Annotated in this window: 16 protein-coding genes; 5 read left to right on the forward strand and 11 right to left on the reverse strand. The window is 67.5% G+C overall.

All coding sequences use genetic code 11. From position 1 onward, the window contains the following. Positions 1 to 81: 81 nt before the first annotated feature. On the reverse strand, positions 82 to 2,172 hold the full coding sequence (locus AC1M2K_RS02060) for an LGFP repeat-containing protein (protein ID WP_480237755.1): 2,091 nt from the start codon (positions 2,170 to 2,172) through the stop codon (positions 82 to 84). A gap of 111 nt (positions 2,173 to 2,283) precedes the next feature. Here AC1M2K_RS02060 and AC1M2K_RS02065 point away from each other — a divergent pair, with 111 nt between their 5' ends. Beyond that, positions 2,284 to 3,420, forward strand: a complete 1,137-nt coding sequence (locus AC1M2K_RS02065; RefSeq protein ID WP_480239643.1) for a glycosyltransferase family 4 protein — start codon at positions 2,284 to 2,286, stop codon at positions 3,418 to 3,420. Here the strand turns inward: AC1M2K_RS02065 and AC1M2K_RS02070 are convergent. Genes AC1M2K_RS02070 through AC1M2K_RS02085 form a run of 4 tightly spaced genes read right to left on the reverse strand, consistent with a single transcriptional unit; the run spans position 3,417 to position 8,538 of the window. Further along, positions 3,417 to 5,471, reverse strand: coding sequence for an acyltransferase family protein (locus tag AC1M2K_RS02070; protein ID WP_480239644.1), 2,055 nt, complete (start codon positions 5,469 to 5,471; stop codon positions 3,417 to 3,419). The two genes, AC1M2K_RS02065 and AC1M2K_RS02070, sit on opposite strands and share 4 nt — an antisense overlap. Before the next feature lie 42 nt (positions 5,472 to 5,513). After that, on the reverse strand, positions 5,514 to 6,881 hold the full coding sequence (locus tag AC1M2K_RS02075) for an LCP family protein (protein WP_480237758.1): 1,368 nt from the start codon (positions 6,879 to 6,881) through the stop codon (positions 5,514 to 5,516). Beyond that, positions 6,878 to 7,387, reverse strand: coding sequence for a 5-(carboxyamino)imidazole ribonucleotide mutase (gene purE / locus AC1M2K_RS02080; RefSeq protein ID WP_480237759.1), 510 nt, complete (start codon positions 7,385 to 7,387; stop codon positions 6,878 to 6,880). Before purE ends, AC1M2K_RS02075 begins: the two co-directional genes overlap by 4 nt. A 17-nt stretch (positions 7,388 to 7,404) precedes the next feature. Next, positions 7,405 to 8,538 carry a 5-(carboxyamino)imidazole ribonucleotide synthase gene (locus AC1M2K_RS02085; protein ID WP_480239645.1) on the reverse strand — a complete coding sequence of 378 codons (1,134 nt, stop codon included), beginning with the start codon at positions 8,536 to 8,538 and terminating at the stop codon, positions 7,405 to 7,407. Positions 8,539 to 8,690: 152 nt separating this feature from the next. Between AC1M2K_RS02085 and AC1M2K_RS02090 the strand changes: the two genes are divergently transcribed. Beyond that, positions 8,691 to 9,215: a GtrA family protein gene (locus AC1M2K_RS02090; protein ID WP_480237761.1), complete on the forward strand. Its 525-nt coding sequence runs from the start codon at positions 8,691 to 8,693 to the stop codon at positions 9,213 to 9,215. Here the strand turns inward: AC1M2K_RS02090 and AC1M2K_RS02095 are convergent. Together AC1M2K_RS02095 and AC1M2K_RS02100 are read right to left on the reverse strand one after the other, a co-directional pair. Further along, positions 9,176 to 9,733: a PH domain-containing protein gene (locus AC1M2K_RS02095; RefSeq protein WP_480239646.1), complete on the reverse strand. Its 558-nt coding sequence runs from the start codon at positions 9,731 to 9,733 to the stop codon at positions 9,176 to 9,178. The two genes, AC1M2K_RS02090 and AC1M2K_RS02095, sit on opposite strands and share 40 nt — an antisense overlap. An 88-nt stretch (positions 9,734 to 9,821) precedes the next feature. Next, on the reverse strand, positions 9,822 to 10,619 hold the full coding sequence (locus AC1M2K_RS02100; protein ID WP_480239647.1) for a biotin--[acetyl-CoA-carboxylase] ligase: 798 nt from the start codon (positions 10,617 to 10,619) through the stop codon (positions 9,822 to 9,824). Between the two features lie 99 nt (positions 10,620 to 10,718). Here AC1M2K_RS02100 and AC1M2K_RS02105 point away from each other — a divergent pair, with 99 nt between their 5' ends. Together AC1M2K_RS02105 and AC1M2K_RS02110 are read left to right on the forward strand one after the other, a co-directional pair. Next, the gene (locus AC1M2K_RS02105; RefSeq protein ID WP_480237764.1) at positions 10,719 to 12,326 is read left to right on the forward strand and encodes an acyl-CoA carboxylase subunit beta; all 1,608 of its coding nucleotides are present in this window, start codon (positions 10,719 to 10,721) and stop codon (positions 12,324 to 12,326) included. Beyond that, complete coding sequence (locus tag AC1M2K_RS02110) at positions 12,323 to 12,625, forward strand: acyl-CoA carboxylase subunit epsilon (RefSeq protein WP_480237765.1); 303 nt, start codon at positions 12,323 to 12,325, stop codon at positions 12,623 to 12,625. Before AC1M2K_RS02105 ends, AC1M2K_RS02110 begins: the two co-directional genes overlap by 4 nt. Positions 12,626 to 12,894: 269 nt before the next feature. On the opposite strand, the gene AC1M2K_RS02115 is transcribed toward AC1M2K_RS02110, so the two are convergent. The 4 genes from AC1M2K_RS02115 to AC1M2K_RS02130 are packed head-to-tail and all read right to left on the reverse strand — an operon-like array spanning position 12,895 to position 17,197. Then, complete coding sequence (locus AC1M2K_RS02115; protein ID WP_480239648.1) at positions 12,895 to 13,914, reverse strand: hypothetical protein; 1,020 nt, start codon at positions 13,912 to 13,914, stop codon at positions 12,895 to 12,897. Further along, the gene (locus AC1M2K_RS02120) at positions 13,911 to 15,233 is read right to left on the reverse strand and encodes a sensor histidine kinase (RefSeq protein WP_480239649.1); all 1,323 of its coding nucleotides are present in this window, start codon (positions 15,231 to 15,233) and stop codon (positions 13,911 to 13,913) included. The genes AC1M2K_RS02115 and AC1M2K_RS02120 overlap by 4 nt, the downstream gene beginning before the upstream one ends. Then, a complete protein-coding gene (locus tag AC1M2K_RS02125) occupies positions 15,226 to 15,879 on the reverse strand; it encodes a response regulator (protein ID WP_480237768.1) in 654 nt (217 codons plus the stop codon). The genes AC1M2K_RS02120 and AC1M2K_RS02125 overlap by 8 nt, the downstream gene beginning before the upstream one ends. Before the next feature lie 49 nt (positions 15,880 to 15,928). Continuing rightward, positions 15,929 to 17,197, reverse strand: a complete 1,269-nt coding sequence (locus AC1M2K_RS02130; protein ID WP_480239650.1) for a class I SAM-dependent RNA methyltransferase — start codon at positions 17,195 to 17,197, stop codon at positions 15,929 to 15,931. Positions 17,198 to 17,272: 75 nt separating this feature from the next. On the opposite strand from AC1M2K_RS02130, the gene AC1M2K_RS02135 reads away from it, so the two are divergent. Then, entirely contained in the window at positions 17,273 to 17,920 is a 648-nt protein-coding gene (locus AC1M2K_RS02135; RefSeq protein ID WP_480239651.1) for a Maf family protein, read from the forward strand. Positions 17,921 to 17,979: the final 59 nt, after the last annotated feature.

Genomic DNA, 17,979 nt, shown 5'->3' on the forward strand with positions numbered 1-17,979 from the left:
CTGTGTTCCTCCCCGGGCCGCCGTCGCGGCCACACGCCAGTTTACCCGCCCCTCCCGGAGCGGGTGACCTGTGGGTCAGCCTCAGCCTCGCCAGACGCCGCGGGCAGCCGACCAGTACAGCGTGCCGTTCTGGAACTTCTGCGAGCGTGTGCCGTCGGCGTTGGCGAGGTAATCGCCCGTCGGGTATCCCAGCGAACCGGTCGGGCCGCCGAGCGCCGTGTATGCAGCGCCGATCTTCCCTGTGGTCAGCCTGAGGCCCGCCGAGCTCGTCCAGTAGGCGACGCCGGCCTGGAGCTTCTGCGAGAACCCCCCAGGGTGAACGACGGTCGACTGCGTCGGATATCCGTACGTTCCACCTGTGCCAGTGAGCTTTGCGTAGCCGGTGGCGATATCGGTGAGCATGTACTGCGACCCTGTCGCGGACGACCAGTAGATGATGCCCTTCTGGAACTGCTGCGATCGGCCGCCGTCCTTGCGGTAGGTGTAGTCGCCTGTCGGGTAGCCCAGCAGACCGCTCGGACCGCCGAGGGCGGTGTATGCCGCACCGATCTTCCCTGTTGTCAGCCGCGCTCCGGTTGCCGGCGACCAGTAGACGCTTCCCGCCTCGAGGTTCTGGCCGAAGCCCCCTCCTGCGTAGGACTTCGCAGCGCTTGTCGGGTACCCGTACGGTCCGGTGACACCGCCCTGGCTCTCATAGCCCTCGTTGAACTCGCTGAGCATGAAGTGGGCGCCGTTCCCGGTGGACCAGTAGTAGGTCCCCTTCTCGAACACCTGGCTTCGTCCGTCGTCCGGCGCGACGCCGTAGTCTCCTGCGGGGAATCCGAGCGCGCCTGACGGACCGCCGAGCGCTTCGTAGTTCCTGCCGATCACGCCGGTGGTCACACGCGCCCCGGTCGTCGGCGACCAGTACATGGTGCCGTTCTCGAACGTCTGGGTCCGCCCGATGGTCGCGACAGTTCCGTATGCGCCTGTGGGGAGGCCGAGTGAGCCGTCTGCCCCTCCGAGCGCGTCGTGCGCGGCGCGGATGAGTCCTGTGGTGAAGATGGCGCCGGTCGCCTCGGTCCAGTAATAGGTGCCGTTCTCGAACGTCTGGCTCCTGGCGCCGCTGGAGTAGTACGTGTACTCGCCGGTCGGGTACCCGAGAGGCCCGGCGCCTCCGCCTGCGTCCGCGTGGTCACGTCCGATCCGGCCTGTCGTCTTGGTGATGACGCCAGACGGAGTCCGGTACACCCAGTAGTTGGTGAATCGCTGGCCCATGCCGCCGTCGCCATAGGTCTTGGCGGGTTCGACCGGCTGGCCGAGCACTGTCGCGTTCTTGTCGTAGTACGCGGCGAGGCTCGCGTGCACCCCTGTGCCGCGCGTGGATCCGAACCACGACGTGAAGTAGTTGAAGAAGTTCCTGTTGCCGTACGCGGAGCACTTGTCCCCGGTGCCGGAACCGGCGCGGATGGCAGCGGCGTTCGGCTGGTACGGCGTGTAGTAATAGAGGCTCGCCGTCGCCTTGTTGGCGACGTAGACGTTGCCTGAGCCACAGGATGCGTTGGGGTGCCACTGGATCGGAACGGTCTTGCCCGGCCCGAACCAGGTGAAGTACTTCGATGTCCCCGGCGGGTTGGTGTAACGGATCAGCTGTGACCCCGCCTTGTAGACCTGGTTGAAGAATCCGTAGTACTGGGTGTCGCACGGGGCGGTGTCCGGGCAACCGTAGCCCATGGCGATCCGGTACTTGCCCGTGGTCGGGTTGGTGGTCGTGACCAGCCCCTGTTCCTTCTCCAGCATCACCATGAAGACCTGTGGGTTGATCCCGCAGGCTTTGGCGACCTTGTAGATGATCCTGGCGGCGGTCTCAGACGTAGCGCCCGAATATGCCGAGCACATGGCGTCGGCTGGGCGGTCGTAGCTCGCTGCCTTGTAGCTCTTCAGGCAGAGTGCCCCGACCTTGCAGGAGGCACCCTTCGTGGTGAGGAAGGACTGGATGCCTGCCTCGGTCATGGCCGCATCGTTGTAGAAGACCGCATCGTCGATGATGTTGCCCGCGCTGAATCCGGCGGCTGAAGCTGAGGGAGTCTGGGACTGAGGGTGTGGAGCCGCCACGAAGATCGCGGCCACGAGCAGGCCGACGATGAATAACGCGGTCGCGCGCGCGCGAGAGATCCCTCTTACCCCAGACATGGTCCCTATCGTATGTGCATGTATGCATCCGCGCGCTCCCCGGAAAGGGTGGTACGTCGTGTCGCATAGATTGGTACAGGCGAACAACACGAAGAAAGAGGCGGTTCTGCAATGGCAACGACGCTGCGGATGGTGGTCGATCAGATGATCACGCCGGTCCCGAACGGAATCTCGCGGTACGCCGAAGAACTGGCCCGTGCCCTCGTCCAGACGGCCCCACGTGGCTGCACGGTGGAAGGGATCGTGTCCGCGCTTCCAACAGAGAAGATCTCGCTCATCGAGGAGGCTCTTCCCGGGCTGACCCAGTTGCACCGGACGACTCTCCCCCGCCGCGAGCTGGCGGCGGCCTGGCAACTCGGCATCGTCCCGACGCTCGGCACGGGCATGATCCACTCCCCCAGCCTCCTAGCCCCGCTGCGCAAGCACGAGCGGGAGTTCGACCAGACCCAGATCGTCGTCACCATCCACGACACCCTCGCCTGGACCCACCCGAAGTCGCTGACTCCGACGAGCGTGGCCTGGCACAAGGCGATGGCGAAGCGGGCACGGAAGCACGCTGATGCGATCGTCGTTCCCACGCACGCCGTCGCCGAGCAGCTCGCCGACATCATCGATTTCGGCGACCGGATCCGGGTGATCTCGGGCGCAGTGGCATCCGATCTGACACTGCCTGCGGATGCCGACGAACGGGCGGCAAGTCTCGATTTGCCCGCGGAGTACGTCCTCTCCGTCGGAACCCTCGATCCCCGCAGGGGGCTGACACCGCTGATCACCGGACTCGGGCAGCCGGGAGCACCGGACATCCCCCTCCTGGTCCTCGGTCCTGACTCGTGGGGTGAGCTGTCCCTCGCGGCCGTCGCCGACGAGGCGGGGCTCCCCGAGGGACGCGTGAGGGCACTGGGGTACCTGTCGGACGCGGACCTCGCCGTCGTCCTCGACCGGGCGAGCGTCTTCGTCTATCCGAGCCTCCATGAGGGCTTCGGACTGCCCCTGATCGAGGCGTTCACGTTCGGGACTCCCGTTGTGCACTCGGACGATCCTGCGCTCGTCGAGGTCGCCGGCGGTGCAGGTGTCGCTGTCGAGCGGGGCGGGAAGGGCTATCCGGAACGCCTCACCGCAGCGATCGCGTCGATCCTCGATGACGGCTCGAGCGCGTCGCGGTTGCGGATCGCGGGACAGGACCGCGCCCGCGCGTTCAGCTGGCGGGATTCAGCCGAACGGGTCTGGGCGCTCCACGCCGACCTCTAGCGAACGGACTCCTGCAGATAGGGGAGGATCTCCGTCCCGAGCGCCGTCGAGAACGCCGCGCTCAGGTGGTGACTGTCGCGGTAGACGAGGACATCCCCCAGGATGACCGGGCACGCGGACTCGTCACAGAGATACCCGTTGAGGTCGAGATACACCCCGCCTCCGTCCTGAGCCGCGTCCCGTTCCGCCTGGCCGACCGTCGGCCACAACGAGGTCTCCTGGCTTCCGGCGCACGCGAGCGCATCCCCGGTATGCCCTGAAAGACACGTCGACGGGGCGATGTCGAAGTGGGGGGTGTCCCCGATGACGATGACTCGTGACGTCGGCGACAGGGCCGCGATCGTGGCGCGCATGGAGTCGCGCCACATCGGGGCGAACGAGTCCTCATCAGGGTCACCGACACTCACGGCGAAGTTAGACAGGACGACGATGTCTGGCGGATCGGCCACCAGAGCGTCGATCACGCCGTCGCGCCACTGTCCACACTCCGGGTACGGCAGTTCGGGGACCCCGGTCGGCGTGATCGCGGACGGGCAGGAACTCTTCGTGTGGCTGGTGAGCAGGATGTCGCCGCGCTCGGCGAGGTCGGCGAAGGCCGGATACCACTGCGCCGCGTGCGAGTCCCCGAAGAGAGCGACGCTGAGAGGCGCCGCCTCGGTCCCGACCGTGCAGCCGGTGACGTCTGTCTCCGTTTCGGAGAGGTGGCATCCGCTGGCGTAGATCTCGGGGTTGTCTGAGCTTGCCTCCCGCAGACTCGGACGGAGGTTGTCCGGGACGAATGTCGTGGCATCGAGCCCGCCGGAGACGTCGAGGGTGGGCGCACTCCGGCCGGCCTGCAGCGGCAGGGCGTCGACGGCCCGCGCGGCTCCCACCAACAGGACGACGACGACGAGAGTGGTCGCAAGCGCAGCGAACAGGGTGGCGCGAGGGGGCCTGGAAGTGAGCGGCTTCCAGGTGCGCGCCGGATTCTCGACGAAGCGGTAGAGAAGCCAGGCCAGCGGAAGGCTCGCAAGCCCGAGCAGAAGGGTCAACGCCAGTGGCAGTTCCTCCTGGTCGCTCAGGGCGATCTGCGGGATCATGAGCAGCGGCCAGTGGACGAGGTACATGGAATAGGACAGGGCCCCGATGAACACCATGGGCCTGACGCTGAGCGCCGAGCTTGCCGTCCAGCGGCCGGTCGGCGCCGAGCCGGCGAGGATGACCATCCCCGTTGCCACCACAGGGAGGATCACCGCTGTGCCTGGGAAGACGGTGGTGTCGTCGTAGAGCACGCCGCATGCCACGACACCGGCGAGTCCCAGCCAGCCCAGAATCCCGCTCGCGCGCGCGGGCATCCTGATCCTGGTGGAGGTCACGGCGTACGCGATCAGCCCGCCGAGTGCGAACTCCCACGCACGAGTGGGCATCATGAAGAACGCCCACGGCTGGGCGCGCGCCGTCAGCCACACGCACAGGATGAGCGACAGGACGAAGGTCGAAGCGAGTGCGATCAGGATGCCCCTGTTCGACTTCCGCATGAGCAGGAAAGCGACGACGAGGACGGCGGGCCAGAGCAGGTAGAACTGTTCCTCGACTCCGAGGGACCAGTAGTGCTGGAAGATCGACGGGTTCGGGTCCGACAGGTAGTCGACGCTGCGGGTGGCGAACTGGAAGTTGGGCACGTACAGCGCGGTCGCGAGAGCGTCCTTGAGAACCGGCGTCAGGATCAGCGGTGGGATGAAGACCAGGGCTGCCACCGTCGACAGCACGAGCACCGCGAATGATGCGGGGAGGATCCGCCGGATCCTCCGTGCATAGAAGTCAGCGAAATCCACGCGCCCGCGCCCGGCGATCGAACCGAGCAGGTGCGCTGTGATCAGGAACCCGGAGATCACGAAGAAGACGTCGACACCGATGTACCCGCCGGACAGACCTGGGAGGTGCGCGTGGTACAGGACGACCAGCAGGACGGCCACTGCCCTGAGGCCCTGGATGTCCGGGCGGAATCTCACCGGGCGGAATCCGGGGACGCTCTCGCTGTGGCGGGGCTCCACGGTTTCTTTCAGTGACACGACAAGAAGTTTAGACGGGGCAGCTGTGCGCCCCTGTCCGCACTATTTCGGGGTCGGCGTCGATGTCGGCGGGTAGAGGTCTGCCCGGATGAGGGCGCGGATCGCGTCGAAGTCGTCGAAGTCGCGTTCGTCGGGGATGATGCCGTTCGCCGGGGTGAGCTCGACCGAACTCGTCGGCTGTTCCTTCGACTTCATCGCGAGGTTGCCGAAATAGCCGAGCATGTCCTGCGGGATGTCTGTGCGCATCACCTGGGTTCCGGCCTGCGCGATGGCCTGGAACTTCGAGAGCACGTTCGCCGGGGTGAACTGGTCGAGGATCGCGGCCTGCAGTTCACGCTGCCGCGCCATCCGGTCGTAGTCGCTCGTGTTGTGCCTCGACCGGGCGTACCACTGTGCGTAATACCCGTTGAGGGTTCTCGTCCCGGGTTCGATCCACTCGTCGACCCCCTGGAGGTTCTCGTCCCCGCCGATCGGCAGTCGCTTCTTCACGGTGATCTCCACTCCGCCGAGCGCATCGATCAGGGCGCTGAAGCCCTGCATGTCGATGAGCGCGTAGTACTGGATCTCGAGCCCGGTGATGCCCTCAGCTGCTTCCTTCGTCGCTTCGACACCCGCGCTCGACGTCTTCGACGCGGCGTCGGGGTACAGATCCTTGTGGCGGAGATCCGCCTCGGTGTAGATGGAGTTGAGCTTGCACGCGCTCACGTCGCACTCCCGGTAGCCGTTCGGGTAGAGCTCTGCCATCGGGGAGTCCTCCGAGAACGGCACGTTCCGCATGTCGCGGGGCAGGCCGATCATCGTCATCCGGCCGGTCTCAGCGTCAAGAGACACCACGGAGATGCTGTCAGGGCGGAGTCCCTCACGGTCCGGTCCGGCGTCTGCGCCGAGAAGGAGGATGTTGTATCGGCCGTCGACGGGGGGAACGGATGCCCCGTTCCCGAAGATGGACTGCAGGGTACCGCGGGTGATTCCCGCGTAGTAGGCCCCTGCCGTCGCCGTGCCGACGGAGACGACGAGGAGCAGGACGGTGCACGCCGCGATCCAGAATCGTGCGCCAGGCGCCGCGCGGACGATCCGGACCAGCCTGAGCGTGTCGATGGTGAGCACGAGCCAGAGCACCGCGTACGCCGCCAGGAGCAGCTGGACGCCGGTGAGCACCCACGAGTTGGTCACGATGGTGAGCGCGGCCGTCCGCCAGAGGAACCAGGCCAGAACGGCGAGGATGCCGAGAAGCCACATGAACAGGGTGGCGGCGAGTCCGAGCCGGCCGAGGCGGCGGTTGCCTGCGAGCACCTGGACCGAGCCGGGGATGAGGAAGTTGAGGGTGACGAGCCACCAGGCACGCCTGGTCATCAGTGCGGTGGCCTTGAGGTCCGGGTGGCGGATCGGACTGGCCGCGTAGACGCTCATAGGGTGGACTTGAGGGCGCGATTCTTCTCGTCGACCTGCGCGGCGAGCGCGGACGAGAAGTCCGCCAGCCTGACCGTGAGCTCACGGTCTGCGGTTGCGAGGATCTTCACGGCGAGCAGGCCGGCGTTCCTGGCCCCGCCGATCGACACCGTGGCGACAGGCACGCCCGCCGGCATCTGCACGATGGAGAGCAGGGAGTCGAGGCCGTCGAGCTTCGCCAGCGGCACAGGCACGCCGACGACGGGAAGAGTGGTGACGGATGCCAGCATCCCTGGCAGGTGGGCGGCACCGCCTGCTCCGGCGATGATCACCTTCAGTCCGCGCGACTCGGCATCCCGACCGTACGCGATCATCTTCTCCGGCGTACGGTGCGCACTCACGACCTCGACCTCGTGGCCGACCCCGAATTCGGAGAGGACCTCGCTGGCGGCAGCCATCACCGACCAGTCGGAGTCGCTGCCCATGACGACGCCGACAAGAGGGCGCGGAGAATCGTGAAATGGCATGAAGCCCATGCTAAATGTCAGTCCTGAAAAAACGCCGCTGCGGCGCGCGCTTCATAGGCGACCACGTCGAGGTCGCGGCCGCTCGCGTTGACGTGGCCGACCTTGCGCCCCGGCCGGGGATCCTTGCCGTAGTTGTGGATCTTCGCCGTCGGGTGGAACTCCATCGCGCTCGCGTACCGCTCGGTGAGCGCGCCCTCGACCGGCCCTCCGAGAATGTTGACCATCACGGTGTGGGGTTCGCAGCATCCGGTCGCACCGAGCGGGAGGTCGAGCACGGCCCGCAGGTGCTGCTCGAACTGGCTCGTGGTCGACCCGTCCTGGGTCCAGTGCCCCGAGTTGTGCGGCCGCATGGCGAGTTCGTTGACGAGGAGCCTGTCGTCGGTCGTCTCGAACAGTTCGACCGCGAAGACCCCGGTGACGCCGAGCCCCCCTGCGACATCTGTGGCGATCTGGGCAGCCACCTCGACGATACGCCCCGCGGAGCCGGGCGCTGGGGCGATGACCTCGGCGCAGACACCGTCGCGCTGGACAGACTCGACGACCGGCCAGAGCACGAGCTCGCCCGACGGCCGGCGTGCGGCCAGCTGGGCCAGTTCACGGCGGAAGTCGACGAGTTCCTCGACGAGCAGGGCGTCACCCGCTCCGTTCTCGGCGAGGACCGTGAACCAGTCGTCCGCGTCGCGGGCGGATGAGACGACCCTGACGCCCTTGCCGTCGTATCCGCCCCGTGGGGTCTTCACCACGGCACGTCCGCCGTTGTCGTCGAGGAACGCCTGCAGCTCGTCCGGCGTCTCGACACGGGCCCAGACGGGGACGGGCAGGCCGAGGTCGCTGAGCTTCTGGCGCATGAGCAGTTTGTCCTGCGCGTAGAGCAGTGCGTCAGGTCCGGGGTGGACGGCGACGCCGGCGTCGACGAGACGGCGGAGGACATCCTGTGGAACATGCTCGTGGTCGAAGGTGATGACGTCGACGTCCTCGGCGAACCGGAGCACGGTATCGGCGTCGTGATAGTCGCCGACGCCTGTCGCTGCGAGCTGGGCGGCCATGCCGTCCGCCTCGGCGAGCACACGGAGTTCGATGCCGAGGTTCACCGCTGCCGGGATCATCATCCGGGCGAGCTGTCCGCCGCCAATCACTCCAACACGGACCACGGCCGTCGCCTCCCAGCGGTAGATGTCACTTCTGCAGCGCAGGGAACTCCCAGCGGGAACCACCGGAGAGTCGCATAAACTGCGTACGCCAGCCTATCCTCGCGCACGGCGCACCGGCATCCACTCGAGCCCCTTCCGAACCGGAGCAGGACATGACCCGAACCGCGCCGCCCGGCCGCGCGCGACGCCTCATGACCCAGGCGATCCAGTTCGGTATCGTCGGCGCCGCCGGGCTGCTCGTCGACCTGATGGTCTTCAACGCCCTCCGGCTGACCCTGCTCTCGCCCGAAAACGTGCATACGGGCCCACTCATCGCGAAGATCATCTCCACGCTGCTCGCGATCGTCACCAACTGGCTGGGGAACCGCTACTGGACCTTCTCCGGCGAGCGCCAGTCGAACACCGCCAGGGAGGGTGTCGAGTTCTTCGCGGTGTCGCTGGCCGGGATGGGGATCGGCCTGGGCTGCCTGTGGTTGTCGCACTACGGGCTCGGTTTCACGTCCGTTCTCGCAGACAACATCTCGGCGAACGTCATCGGGCTCGGCCTCGGCGCCGTCTTCCGGTTCACGCTCTACCGCTACTGGGTGTTCGCACCGGGCAGGCAACTGTCGCCAGACACGGGAGGCGTTCGGGCGGGTCAGAACGCGGTGGTCACCGTTCCGAGCGAACCGGCCTGATTCCCGAGGACCACCTGGTTCTTCTCGATCAGATCCTGCAGCGTGTCGAGCACCTGGTCCGCTCCGGGGAGGTCGCGGAGGACGAGCGGCTTCTCCACCCCCGAACTGATCACGATGTCGCCCGAGCGGAACGCGCTCTGCAGCCACGTGCGCTTGAGCGTGACGTGGTAGCCGCGGCTGTGGAAGATCTCCCTGCGCTCCCGGACGAAGAACCCGCGACGCGCGATCACCCGCCTGGTCGTGATGGTGCAGCGGTGGTTGAGCCAGAAGATGTATGGGAAGAGCACGAGCAGGACGAAGAGCGCAGCGGCCCCCGCGACGATCGCGATGTGCTGCCAGGTCTCGGAGAACAGGCTGATGGCGTAGACGGCGACGCCGGGAAGCGCGATCAGCAGGAGAGCCGGCCAGAACAGGGCGCGGGCGTTGGGGCGCAGTCGAGCGACCACTCGTTCGGTGGGGACAACGGATCGCTGGCCGTCATGAGGCAGGCTCGACGGAGCGCTCGGGTACTCGACCATGCTTCATTCCTACCACCGGCCATGCCGGGCGACCGACCGCACCGCCGCCTCCCGGCGTTCTGATCGTGGCATCCGCGAGCCCAGACCGCTACCGCGAACGGAGGTGGGTGATGTCACCGGCCGAGATCGGCGTGAGATCCGGAGACCCGTCGGCCTGGACGACGATCCGTCCGGAGACGTCGATACCGCGGGCCATCCCCGCGAGCACGTTGCCGCCGGGGAGTTCGACGCTGACCCTCGCACCGATCGTGCCGCACGCCTCGGTGACGGCCGCCTGCAGTCCGCTGGCCTGAGCGTCCCCGCCCGCGGCGCGGAAGGCGTCGAGCAGGCCGCGGAACTCTCTGAGGTAGGTCTCGAGCACGAGGTCGGCGTCCGGATGCTCCGCCCCGGCAACGGCGAGCGAGGTCGCGGTCGGGACAGGCAGCTGATCCTCGGTCATGCTGAGGTTCACTCCGGCGCCCACGACGACGCTGGGCGTCTCTCCGACGACGAGCTCGCTGAGCACACCGCAGATCTTCCGTCCGTCGACGAGCACGTCGTTCGGCCACTTCAGCCAGACGCCGTCGCTCGCGGGGAGGGATTCCCGCACGGCGCGGGTCATCGCGAGCCCGGCGGCGAGCGGAAGCCAGCCGAGCGCGTCGATCCGAAGCGAGGCATCCGCCCGGACGAGGACGGAGACGGCGAGCGTCGTGCCTGGCGGGCTCACCCACGACCGACCGAGACGACCACGGCCGGCGGTCTGATTGTCGGTGACGACGACGGAGAAGTCCGGCCACGCATCCGGATCTGCGGCAGCTGCGACGAGCACGTCATTGGTGGACGGGGTCTCGGACAGCACGACGAGGCGGGAGGCGACGGCGGAAGAACGGGGGAACTCGACAGTCATGGCACCACGATACGCGCCGTAATTCCACAAGGTGCCGACGACCTCCTTGTAGGCATCCGCCAACGGTATGCCAGTATCCCTGCACAGTAGAGTGAATAAGTGACCGAAGACGCAGCTACGCCCGACGCCCCCGACCTGTACACGACCGCCGGGAAGCTGGCCGATCTGAAGCAGCGATACCACGAAGCCGTGACGGCCTCAGGGGACGCCGCCATCGCCAAGCAGCACGCCAAGGGCAAGATGACCGCGAGGGAGCGGATCGCCGAGCTCCTCGATCCGGGCAGCTTCGTCGAACTGGACGAGTTCGTCCGGCACCGCACGCACGCCTTCGGCATGGAGAAGTCCCGGCCGTACGGCGATGCCGTCGTCACGGGCACCGGCACCATCCACGGCCGCCAGGTCGCCGTCTACTCGCAGGACTTCACCATCTTCGGCGGATCGCTCGGCGAGGTCGCCGGCGAGAAGATCATCAAGATCATGGACCACGCCCTGAAGACCGGCGTCCCGATCATCGGCATGCTCGACTCTGGCGGCGCCCGGATCCAGGAGGGCGTCGTCGCCCTCGGCAAGTACGGCGAGATCTTCCGCCGCAACACCGCCGCATCGGGAGTCATCCCGCAGATCTCGATCATCATGGGCCCCGCAGCCGGTGGCGCCGTGTACTCCCCCGCCCTCACCGACTTCGTGATCATGGTCGACAAGACCAGCCAGATGTTCGTCACCGGCCCGGACGTGATCAAGACCGTCACCGGCGAAGACGTCGGCATGGAGGAGCTCGGAGGCGCGCTCACCCACAACACCCGGTCGGGAGTCGCGCACTACCTCGCCAGCGACGAGTCGGACGCCCTCGACTACGCACGTACGCTCATCGGCTTCCTTCCAGACAACAACCTCGCAGAGCTCCCGGTCTACGAGAGCGAGGTCGAGCTGGAGACGACGGATGCCGATCGCAAGCTGAACACGATCATCCCCGACTCGCCGAACCAGCCATACGACGTCACCACGGTGATCGAGCACGTCGTCGACCACGGCGACTTCCTCGAGGTCCAGCCGCTGTTCGCCCCGAACATCGTCATCGGCTTCGCCAGGGTCGAGGGCCGCACCGTCGGCATCATCGCCAACCAGCCGAACGCCATGGCCGGAACCCTCAACATCGAGGCCGGTGAGAAGGCGTCCCGCTTCGTGCGGTTCTGCGACGCATTCAGCATCCCGATCCTCACCCTCGTCGACGTCCCCGGTTACCTGCCAGGCACCGACCAGGAATGGACAGGCGTGATCCGCCGCGGCGCGAAGCTCCTCTACGCCTACGCCGAGGCCACAGTGCCGCTCGTCACCGTCATCCTGCGCAAGGCCTACGGTGGGGCATACATCGTCATGGGCTCCAAGCAGCTCGGCGCCGACATCAACCTGGCCTGGCCTACAGCGGAGATCGCGGTGATGGGCGGCCAGGGAGCGGTCAACATCCTGTACCGCGGCGAGATCAAGCGCGCTGAGGCCGCAGGCGAGGATGTCGCCGCCGTTCGAACCAAGCTGGCCAACGAGTACACCTACAACGTCGCCAGCCCGTTCCTCGCCGCAGAGCGCGGTGAGCTCGACGGCGTGATCGAGCCGGCAGCGACCCGCGTCGCCATCATCAAGGCACTGCGTTCACTCAAGGGCAAGCGCGCCAGCCTTCCGCCCAAGAAGCACGGGAACATCCCGCTGTGACCGGGCAGGAACCGCTCCCGCGACGCGCGAGGCGGCATGCGGCGGCGCCGGTCCGTACCGGGCTGTTCACTACGGACGAGACGGCAGAGCACGGCGTGAACGTCCGCATCCTCCGCGGCTCCCCGACCCCGGAGGAGATCGCGGCCGTGACCGCGGTGCTGACCGCAGCCGTCGTCGAGGAGGCGGGCCGTTCAGAGGCCGTTCCGTCCGACGGCCCTTCGGCCTGGCAGAGGAGCCAGCGCACGATGCGCTCACCGCTCACCGCAGGCGCAGGACGGTGGCGGAACTTCTCCGTCTGACCGGTCCCCCAAAGAGACGACTAGCGGCCGGGGTGCAATGCCTCCAGAATAAAACCGCAAGGTGTCTCTCTTTGAGGGTTACACCACCAAACGATTCGCTCGATTAGGGTAGCAGCGGCGTTTGGGGGCGGGTCAGGGCATTATTCGGGTTACTGCTCTGACCCGGGGCTTCACAGGGCCGGTTCGACAAGAACCGGCCCTTTCCCTTTGTCTTTTCCTGTATCAGGGCGAGAGCTCGGTGCCGTCGACGGCGGATAGCGACGTGGGTGTCAGCGACGGATGGCGGCGTCGCGGGTCTCCCGCGGGATCTCCAGCCACAACCGGACCGCGTCGCCAGGCTCATCCGGGTCGGTCGACGCGCTCAGCGCCACCAGGGTGACCGCAACGTCGGAGTCGGCCGGGGCGGTCCTGACGATCATCCGGTCCGCCTCTGTGCGGTCCACTGCATCGGCAACCTTGCCGAGGACGACATCGAGCTCGTCCTCGGACATGTGGTCGAGGGTACCTTCATCGAGCATGCTCACCGCGGTGCCGCGGCGTCTTGCTGCGAGGACGCTGTTCCTGACCCGGTCGTTCAGCAGCCGCCTGCCCCTGATCTCGTCCCGGAGCCCTGCTTCAAGCACACGGCATTCGATCCGCTGTGTCTCGCTGAGCTCGCCGCCGGCGAGGATGATGTCGCGGAGGATGGGAAGTGCGCGCTTGCCGGTCTGCTCGAGACGTGTGCGCCTCTCTTGCTCGTGCGCATCCTGGGCCGCCTGCCACTTCGCGGCCTCCTGCTCGGCCACGGTAAGCGTCTGGGCGTCGTGCCCGACCTTCGCGAGGGACCGAGTGAGGACGCCGGCCACGAAGACCCACATGAGGCTCCCGGTGACGCCGATCTCCATCGACGTGCCGAGCCCGCACCAGACGACCGACTGAACGGTGAGGAAGATGACGCCGATCCAGCCGACGAGTTCCTGCCTGCGCACCACGGTGATGGTCATCAGGGTGCCGATGGCGGAGACGTGCCAGGTCGCGTATCCGTTGTTGACGGATGGGTCGAGCTGGCTGGTGACGAGCAGGGGCACTGACACCGCTGTCGCCAGGCAGAAGGCGGCGAGCCATGGAGGCATCGCCGTCGGGCTGGACGGCCAGAGGGCGATCACTGTCGCGGCCAGGTACAGCACCATGGCCGCGAGGCTCGGCCATGGTGACTCCGCCTGCGGCAGCGTGAGCAAGCCACGGACGACGTGGTAGAACGAGAACGCCGCAGCGAGGGCGATCATGGTGTACCTGTTGAGGGAGATCACGGTGCCGTCACCCCTCCCGTCGTCTCGAGGACGTCCTGCCCGGAGGCCGGGTCGTCGGCCCAGCGGATGCTGATCGTCGTCCCTGCTCCCGGCGAGGAACGGAGGTCGACCGAACCGCCGACGGCGAGCACGCGCTCGATGATCGAGACGCGGAGACCGAGCCGGTCGGCGTCGACGGCCCCGCGGTCGAAGCCGATGCCGTCGTCGCTCACACACACGTGCACGACCCGGTCGCCGCCGACCTCGACGGTCACGCTGCGGGAGTCCGGTTCGCCTGCGTGCTGCACGCTGTTGGTCATGGCCTGGGCAGCGGCCAGGTAGAGACTCTCGGCGACGCGGAACGGCACGTCGCGATCGATCGGCCCGGTCACGGTGACGTCGAACGGTGCTTCGAGGTGCTCGGCGTGCTGCCGGAGGAGGTCGACGACCCAGCCGACGGTGATCGCCGGCGCCGGTCCTGCCGGCGGGGAGTCGAGCGCGGCGAGGCGGCTGATGGCGTCGCTGGCCATCGCGACGGCCGCACGGGCCTGCTCAGGTGTGGAGGCGCGGTCCGCCGCCTGAAGCGAGGCGAGGACGGTGTCGTGGACGAGCGCGTCCACCTCGATCCGCTCTGCTTCGAGCGCGTGCTGCCTGACCGCCTCGTCATAGCGGGCGAACGCCGCTGAGCGTGCCTCGTCGACAGTTCGCGCCGCGCGGCGGAACATGGTGATGAGCACCATGATGACGAGCCCGATCATCGTGCCGTAGAGCGCATCCTGCACGGCGATGTCGAGGTGGGTGATGTTCCCTTCGCCGTCGATCACCCGGGCCACGCCGTAGACCGCAGGCGTGATCACGATGTACGTGGCCGCCAGCCAGGGCCGGACGGCCTGCGAGATGCAGCCGCAGGCGATCGCACAGAGGTACCAGGTCCACGGTTCGGCCTTGGAATCCGCGCCGGCCCCCGCCGTGACGACGGGCCACAGCGCGACGGCGACGAGGTAGGTGACGGCGAAGACGATGTTGGCCACGCGCTGCACGCGGGCATCCACTATGCCGGTGAGGATGACGATGACGAGAAGCCCGAGCAGGGTGAGCAGGTAGACCGTACCGAGCGGTTCTGGCACGACGACGCCGCTCCCGAGTGCGATGCTCAGCGTCTGTGCACCGAAAACCAAGGCCATCAGGCTGATCGACCTGGCGATCAGCCGTTCGATCCTGGCGACGCTGAACCTGGGCTGCGTGTGCGCGGCATCGCGCGCGACGCGGTCGAGGTTGTCGAGGACAGGACCACGCGGGATCGGCGAGAAGATCGCGCCGGACCGCGGCTGGTTAGTCATCGCCCGTGCCGGGGTTGAGCTCGGGAAGGATGCCGTCTTCGACGGCGCGGCGCAGCAGGTCGACCTTGGTCGGTGCTGGGCGTCCGATCTCGACGTACTTCCCGCGGATCCGGTCGAGGTATTCCTTCACCGTCGATGGCGCGATGCCGAGTTGGACGGCGACGTCCTTCATCGGGAGACCTGACGCGTACAGGTGCAGGACGTCGCGTTCGCGACGGCCGAGCTGGGCCCGACTGAAGTCGCCGTCCGCGTCGATCGCACTCGCCCATTCCAGATTGTTCAGCGCTTCACCGCTGGCGACGGTCTCGATGGCGGCCACGACGGCATCCGTCGGCGCGCTCTTCGGGATGACACCTGCTGCACCTGCGGCGAGCGCCTCACGGACCGAGGCGACCCTGTCGGCGATGCTGTGGATGAGGACGGCAGACCCTGAGCCGTGGACGGCCCGCACGTTGTCGGTGATGTTGCTTCCGTCGCCGAGGTTGAGGTCGAGCACGACGACGTCACACGGAACGCCGCCCGCTTCGGTGACGAACTCCTGCACAGTCGAGACGCTGTGCGCCACGGTGTGCCCCGCAGACTCGCAGACGGCCGTCAGGCCCATCCGGACGGACTCATGATCATCGATAACCGCTATGCGCACCACAGTGCCCATCGTAGGCGCTGCACGGACGGTTTCGGTCGTCGCGACGCGATCATCGGGTCAACAACGCGATCGACTCGATGTGGTGCGTGTGCGGGAACAGGTCGAACGCACGGATGCTCCTGAGCTGGTAGCCCTCAGCGGCGAGGAGCCCGATGTCACGAGACAGGGCGACGGGGTCGCAGGCGACGTAGACCAGTTGGGCCGGGCCGAGCTCTGCCAGGCTGGCCACGACCTCCTTGCCTGCGCCTGAGCGCGGCGGGTCGAGGACGACGGTCCCAGCAGCGAGTCTCGAGCGCTCAGCGGCGCTGGACTGCGCCACGAGGCCCCTCAGGTAGGAGTCGACCCGGGCGGTGATGCTCTGTGCCCCGACCCAGTCGGAGAGGTTCTCGGCGGCGTGGTCGGTCGCGCGGGCCGACGACTCGACGCTCGTGATCCTCGTCGTGCTGCCGAACTTGTCGCCGATGGCCGCCGCGAGGAGGCCGACGCCGCCGTACAGGTCGAGGTTGGCTGCCCGGGGGTCGAAGAGTGCTTCGTCGACGGTGGACTGCACGAGCGAGGTCAAGAGCTCGGCTGCAGAGCGGTGGACCTGCCAGAACCCGCCCTCGTCGAGGAAGAAGTCGCGGTCGCCGACCCGCTCGATGATGGTCTGCTCACGCCTGTTCGCCGGGCTCACGCCCTTCTTCACCGGCTCACGGACGACGATCCTGGCGCTGTTCGTGCTGCTCGGCGAGATGATGTCCACGGATTCGGCACCGCGGAAGCGCTGGTCGAGCGGGGCGGCCGATGCCACCTCGTCTGTGGCGAGCGGAAGGTCGCCGACCTTGATCACCTTGTGGCTGCGGGCGGCGTACGGGCCGACGTTGCCGTCCTCGTCGACGTGCAGGCTGACCCGGGTCCGCCAGGCCAGGCCGTCGCGGTCGTCGTCACCTGGCGCGGCCTCGACCACGACGCCGCTCTCGACTCCGGCGAACCGCTGCAGCGAGTCGGCGAGCACCTGACGCTTGAGTTCACGCTGGTGCGACAGCTCGATGTGCCCGAACTCGGCGCCCCCTGCCCGGTCGGCGGGGGCGACGTCGATGGACGACGACGCCCAGACATGGGACTGTCGGTGCGGCGAGGCGTCCAGGACTTCGATGGTCTCGGCACGCCAGAAACTCTTCTTCGAACTCTCGGTGATCCTCGCCCTGACGCGCTCCCCCGGCAAGGTGTCCGCCACGAAGACCACGCGGCCGTCGAGCCGCGAAACGAAGACACCGCCGTGGGCTACGTTGGTTATCTCGAGCTCGACATCTGCTGGGGTGTTGGATTGCGCATTCACCCTTGAATCGTCCCACGGATGTGCGCCGCTCGCTCGCGCCTGTCGTGCCGGCCGGCACCGCCGAAGGGACCGAAGATGCAGCTCTACCTCGCCTCCACCTCTCCCGCCCGCCTCATGCTGCTGCGCCAGAGCGGGATCGAACCGGTGATCGTGCCGTCGCACGTGGATGAGGACGCCGCCGTTGCGGCGGCGGAATCTGCTGCCGGTTCCGCGCTCAGCCCTGAGGACACTGTCGCCCTGCTGGCCCAGGCGAAGGCGGAGTCGGTGTGGCGAGACCTCGACGGCGCGGACGGCCTGATCCTCGGCGGCGACTCCGTGTTCGTGGTCGACGGAGTGATCTACGGCAAGCCGCATACCGCTGAGGCCGCGCGCGACCGCTGGCAGACGCAACGCGGGAGGACGGGGCGCCTCTACTCGGGGCACTGGCTGATCGAACACCGCGCGGACGGCAGCGCAGGGGGTGCCGTCGGCGCTGTCGCATGGGCGGATGTCACGTTCGCCGGCGACATCACCGATGCCGAGCTCGACGCGTACATCGCCACGGGCGAACCGCTCCAGGTGGCAGGGGCGTTCACCATCGACAGCCTCGGCGCCCCGTTCATCGAGCGCATCTCCGGCGACCCATCGACGGTGGTCGGGCTGTCGCTCCCCACCCTCCGGACGCTCGTCAGGCAACTCGGATTCGAGTGGACCGCACTGTGGAACCGCGGCGGCGCGTTGTAGGCATCCGCAGTGCTTCTCCGGGCATTTCTGTGGGCACCGACCAAAAACCTCGCGGCTGT

It is taken from the genome of Mycetocola sp. Y171 (genome assembly GCF_056713165.1).

Bases quoted from the DNA above. Each gene is read 5' to 3' on its own strand.
- purE (WP_480237759.1), bottom strand. From the start codon at position 7,387: ATGCCATTTCACGATTCTCCGCGCCCTCTTGTCGGCGTCGTCATGGGC.
- AC1M2K_RS02065 (WP_480239643.1), top strand. From the start codon at position 2,284: ATGGCAACGACGCTGCGGATGGTGGTCGATCAGATGATCACGCCGGTC.
- AC1M2K_RS02075 (WP_480237758.1), bottom strand. From the start codon at position 6,881: ATGAGCGTCTACGCGGCCAGTCCGATCCGCCACCCGGACCTCAAGGCC.
- AC1M2K_RS02090 (WP_480237761.1), top strand. From the start codon at position 8,691: ATGACCCGAACCGCGCCGCCCGGCCGCGCGCGACGCCTCATGACCCAG.
- AC1M2K_RS02060 (WP_480237755.1), bottom strand. From the start codon at position 2,172: ATGTCTGGGGTAAGAGGGATCTCTCGCGCGCGCGCGACCGCGTTATTC.
- AC1M2K_RS02120 (WP_480239649.1), bottom strand. From the start codon at position 15,233: ATGACTAACCAGCCGCGGTCCGGCGCGATCTTCTCGCCGATCCCGCGT.
- AC1M2K_RS02095 (WP_480239646.1), bottom strand. From the start codon at position 9,733: ATGGTCGAGTACCCGAGCGCTCCGTCGAGCCTGCCTCATGACGGCCAG.
- AC1M2K_RS02135 (WP_480239651.1), top strand. From the start codon at position 17,273: ATGCAGCTCTACCTCGCCTCCACCTCTCCCGCCCGCCTCATGCTGCTG.
- AC1M2K_RS02100 (WP_480239647.1), bottom strand. From the start codon at position 10,619: ATGACTGTCGAGTTCCCCCGTTCTTCCGCCGTCGCCTCCCGCCTCGTC.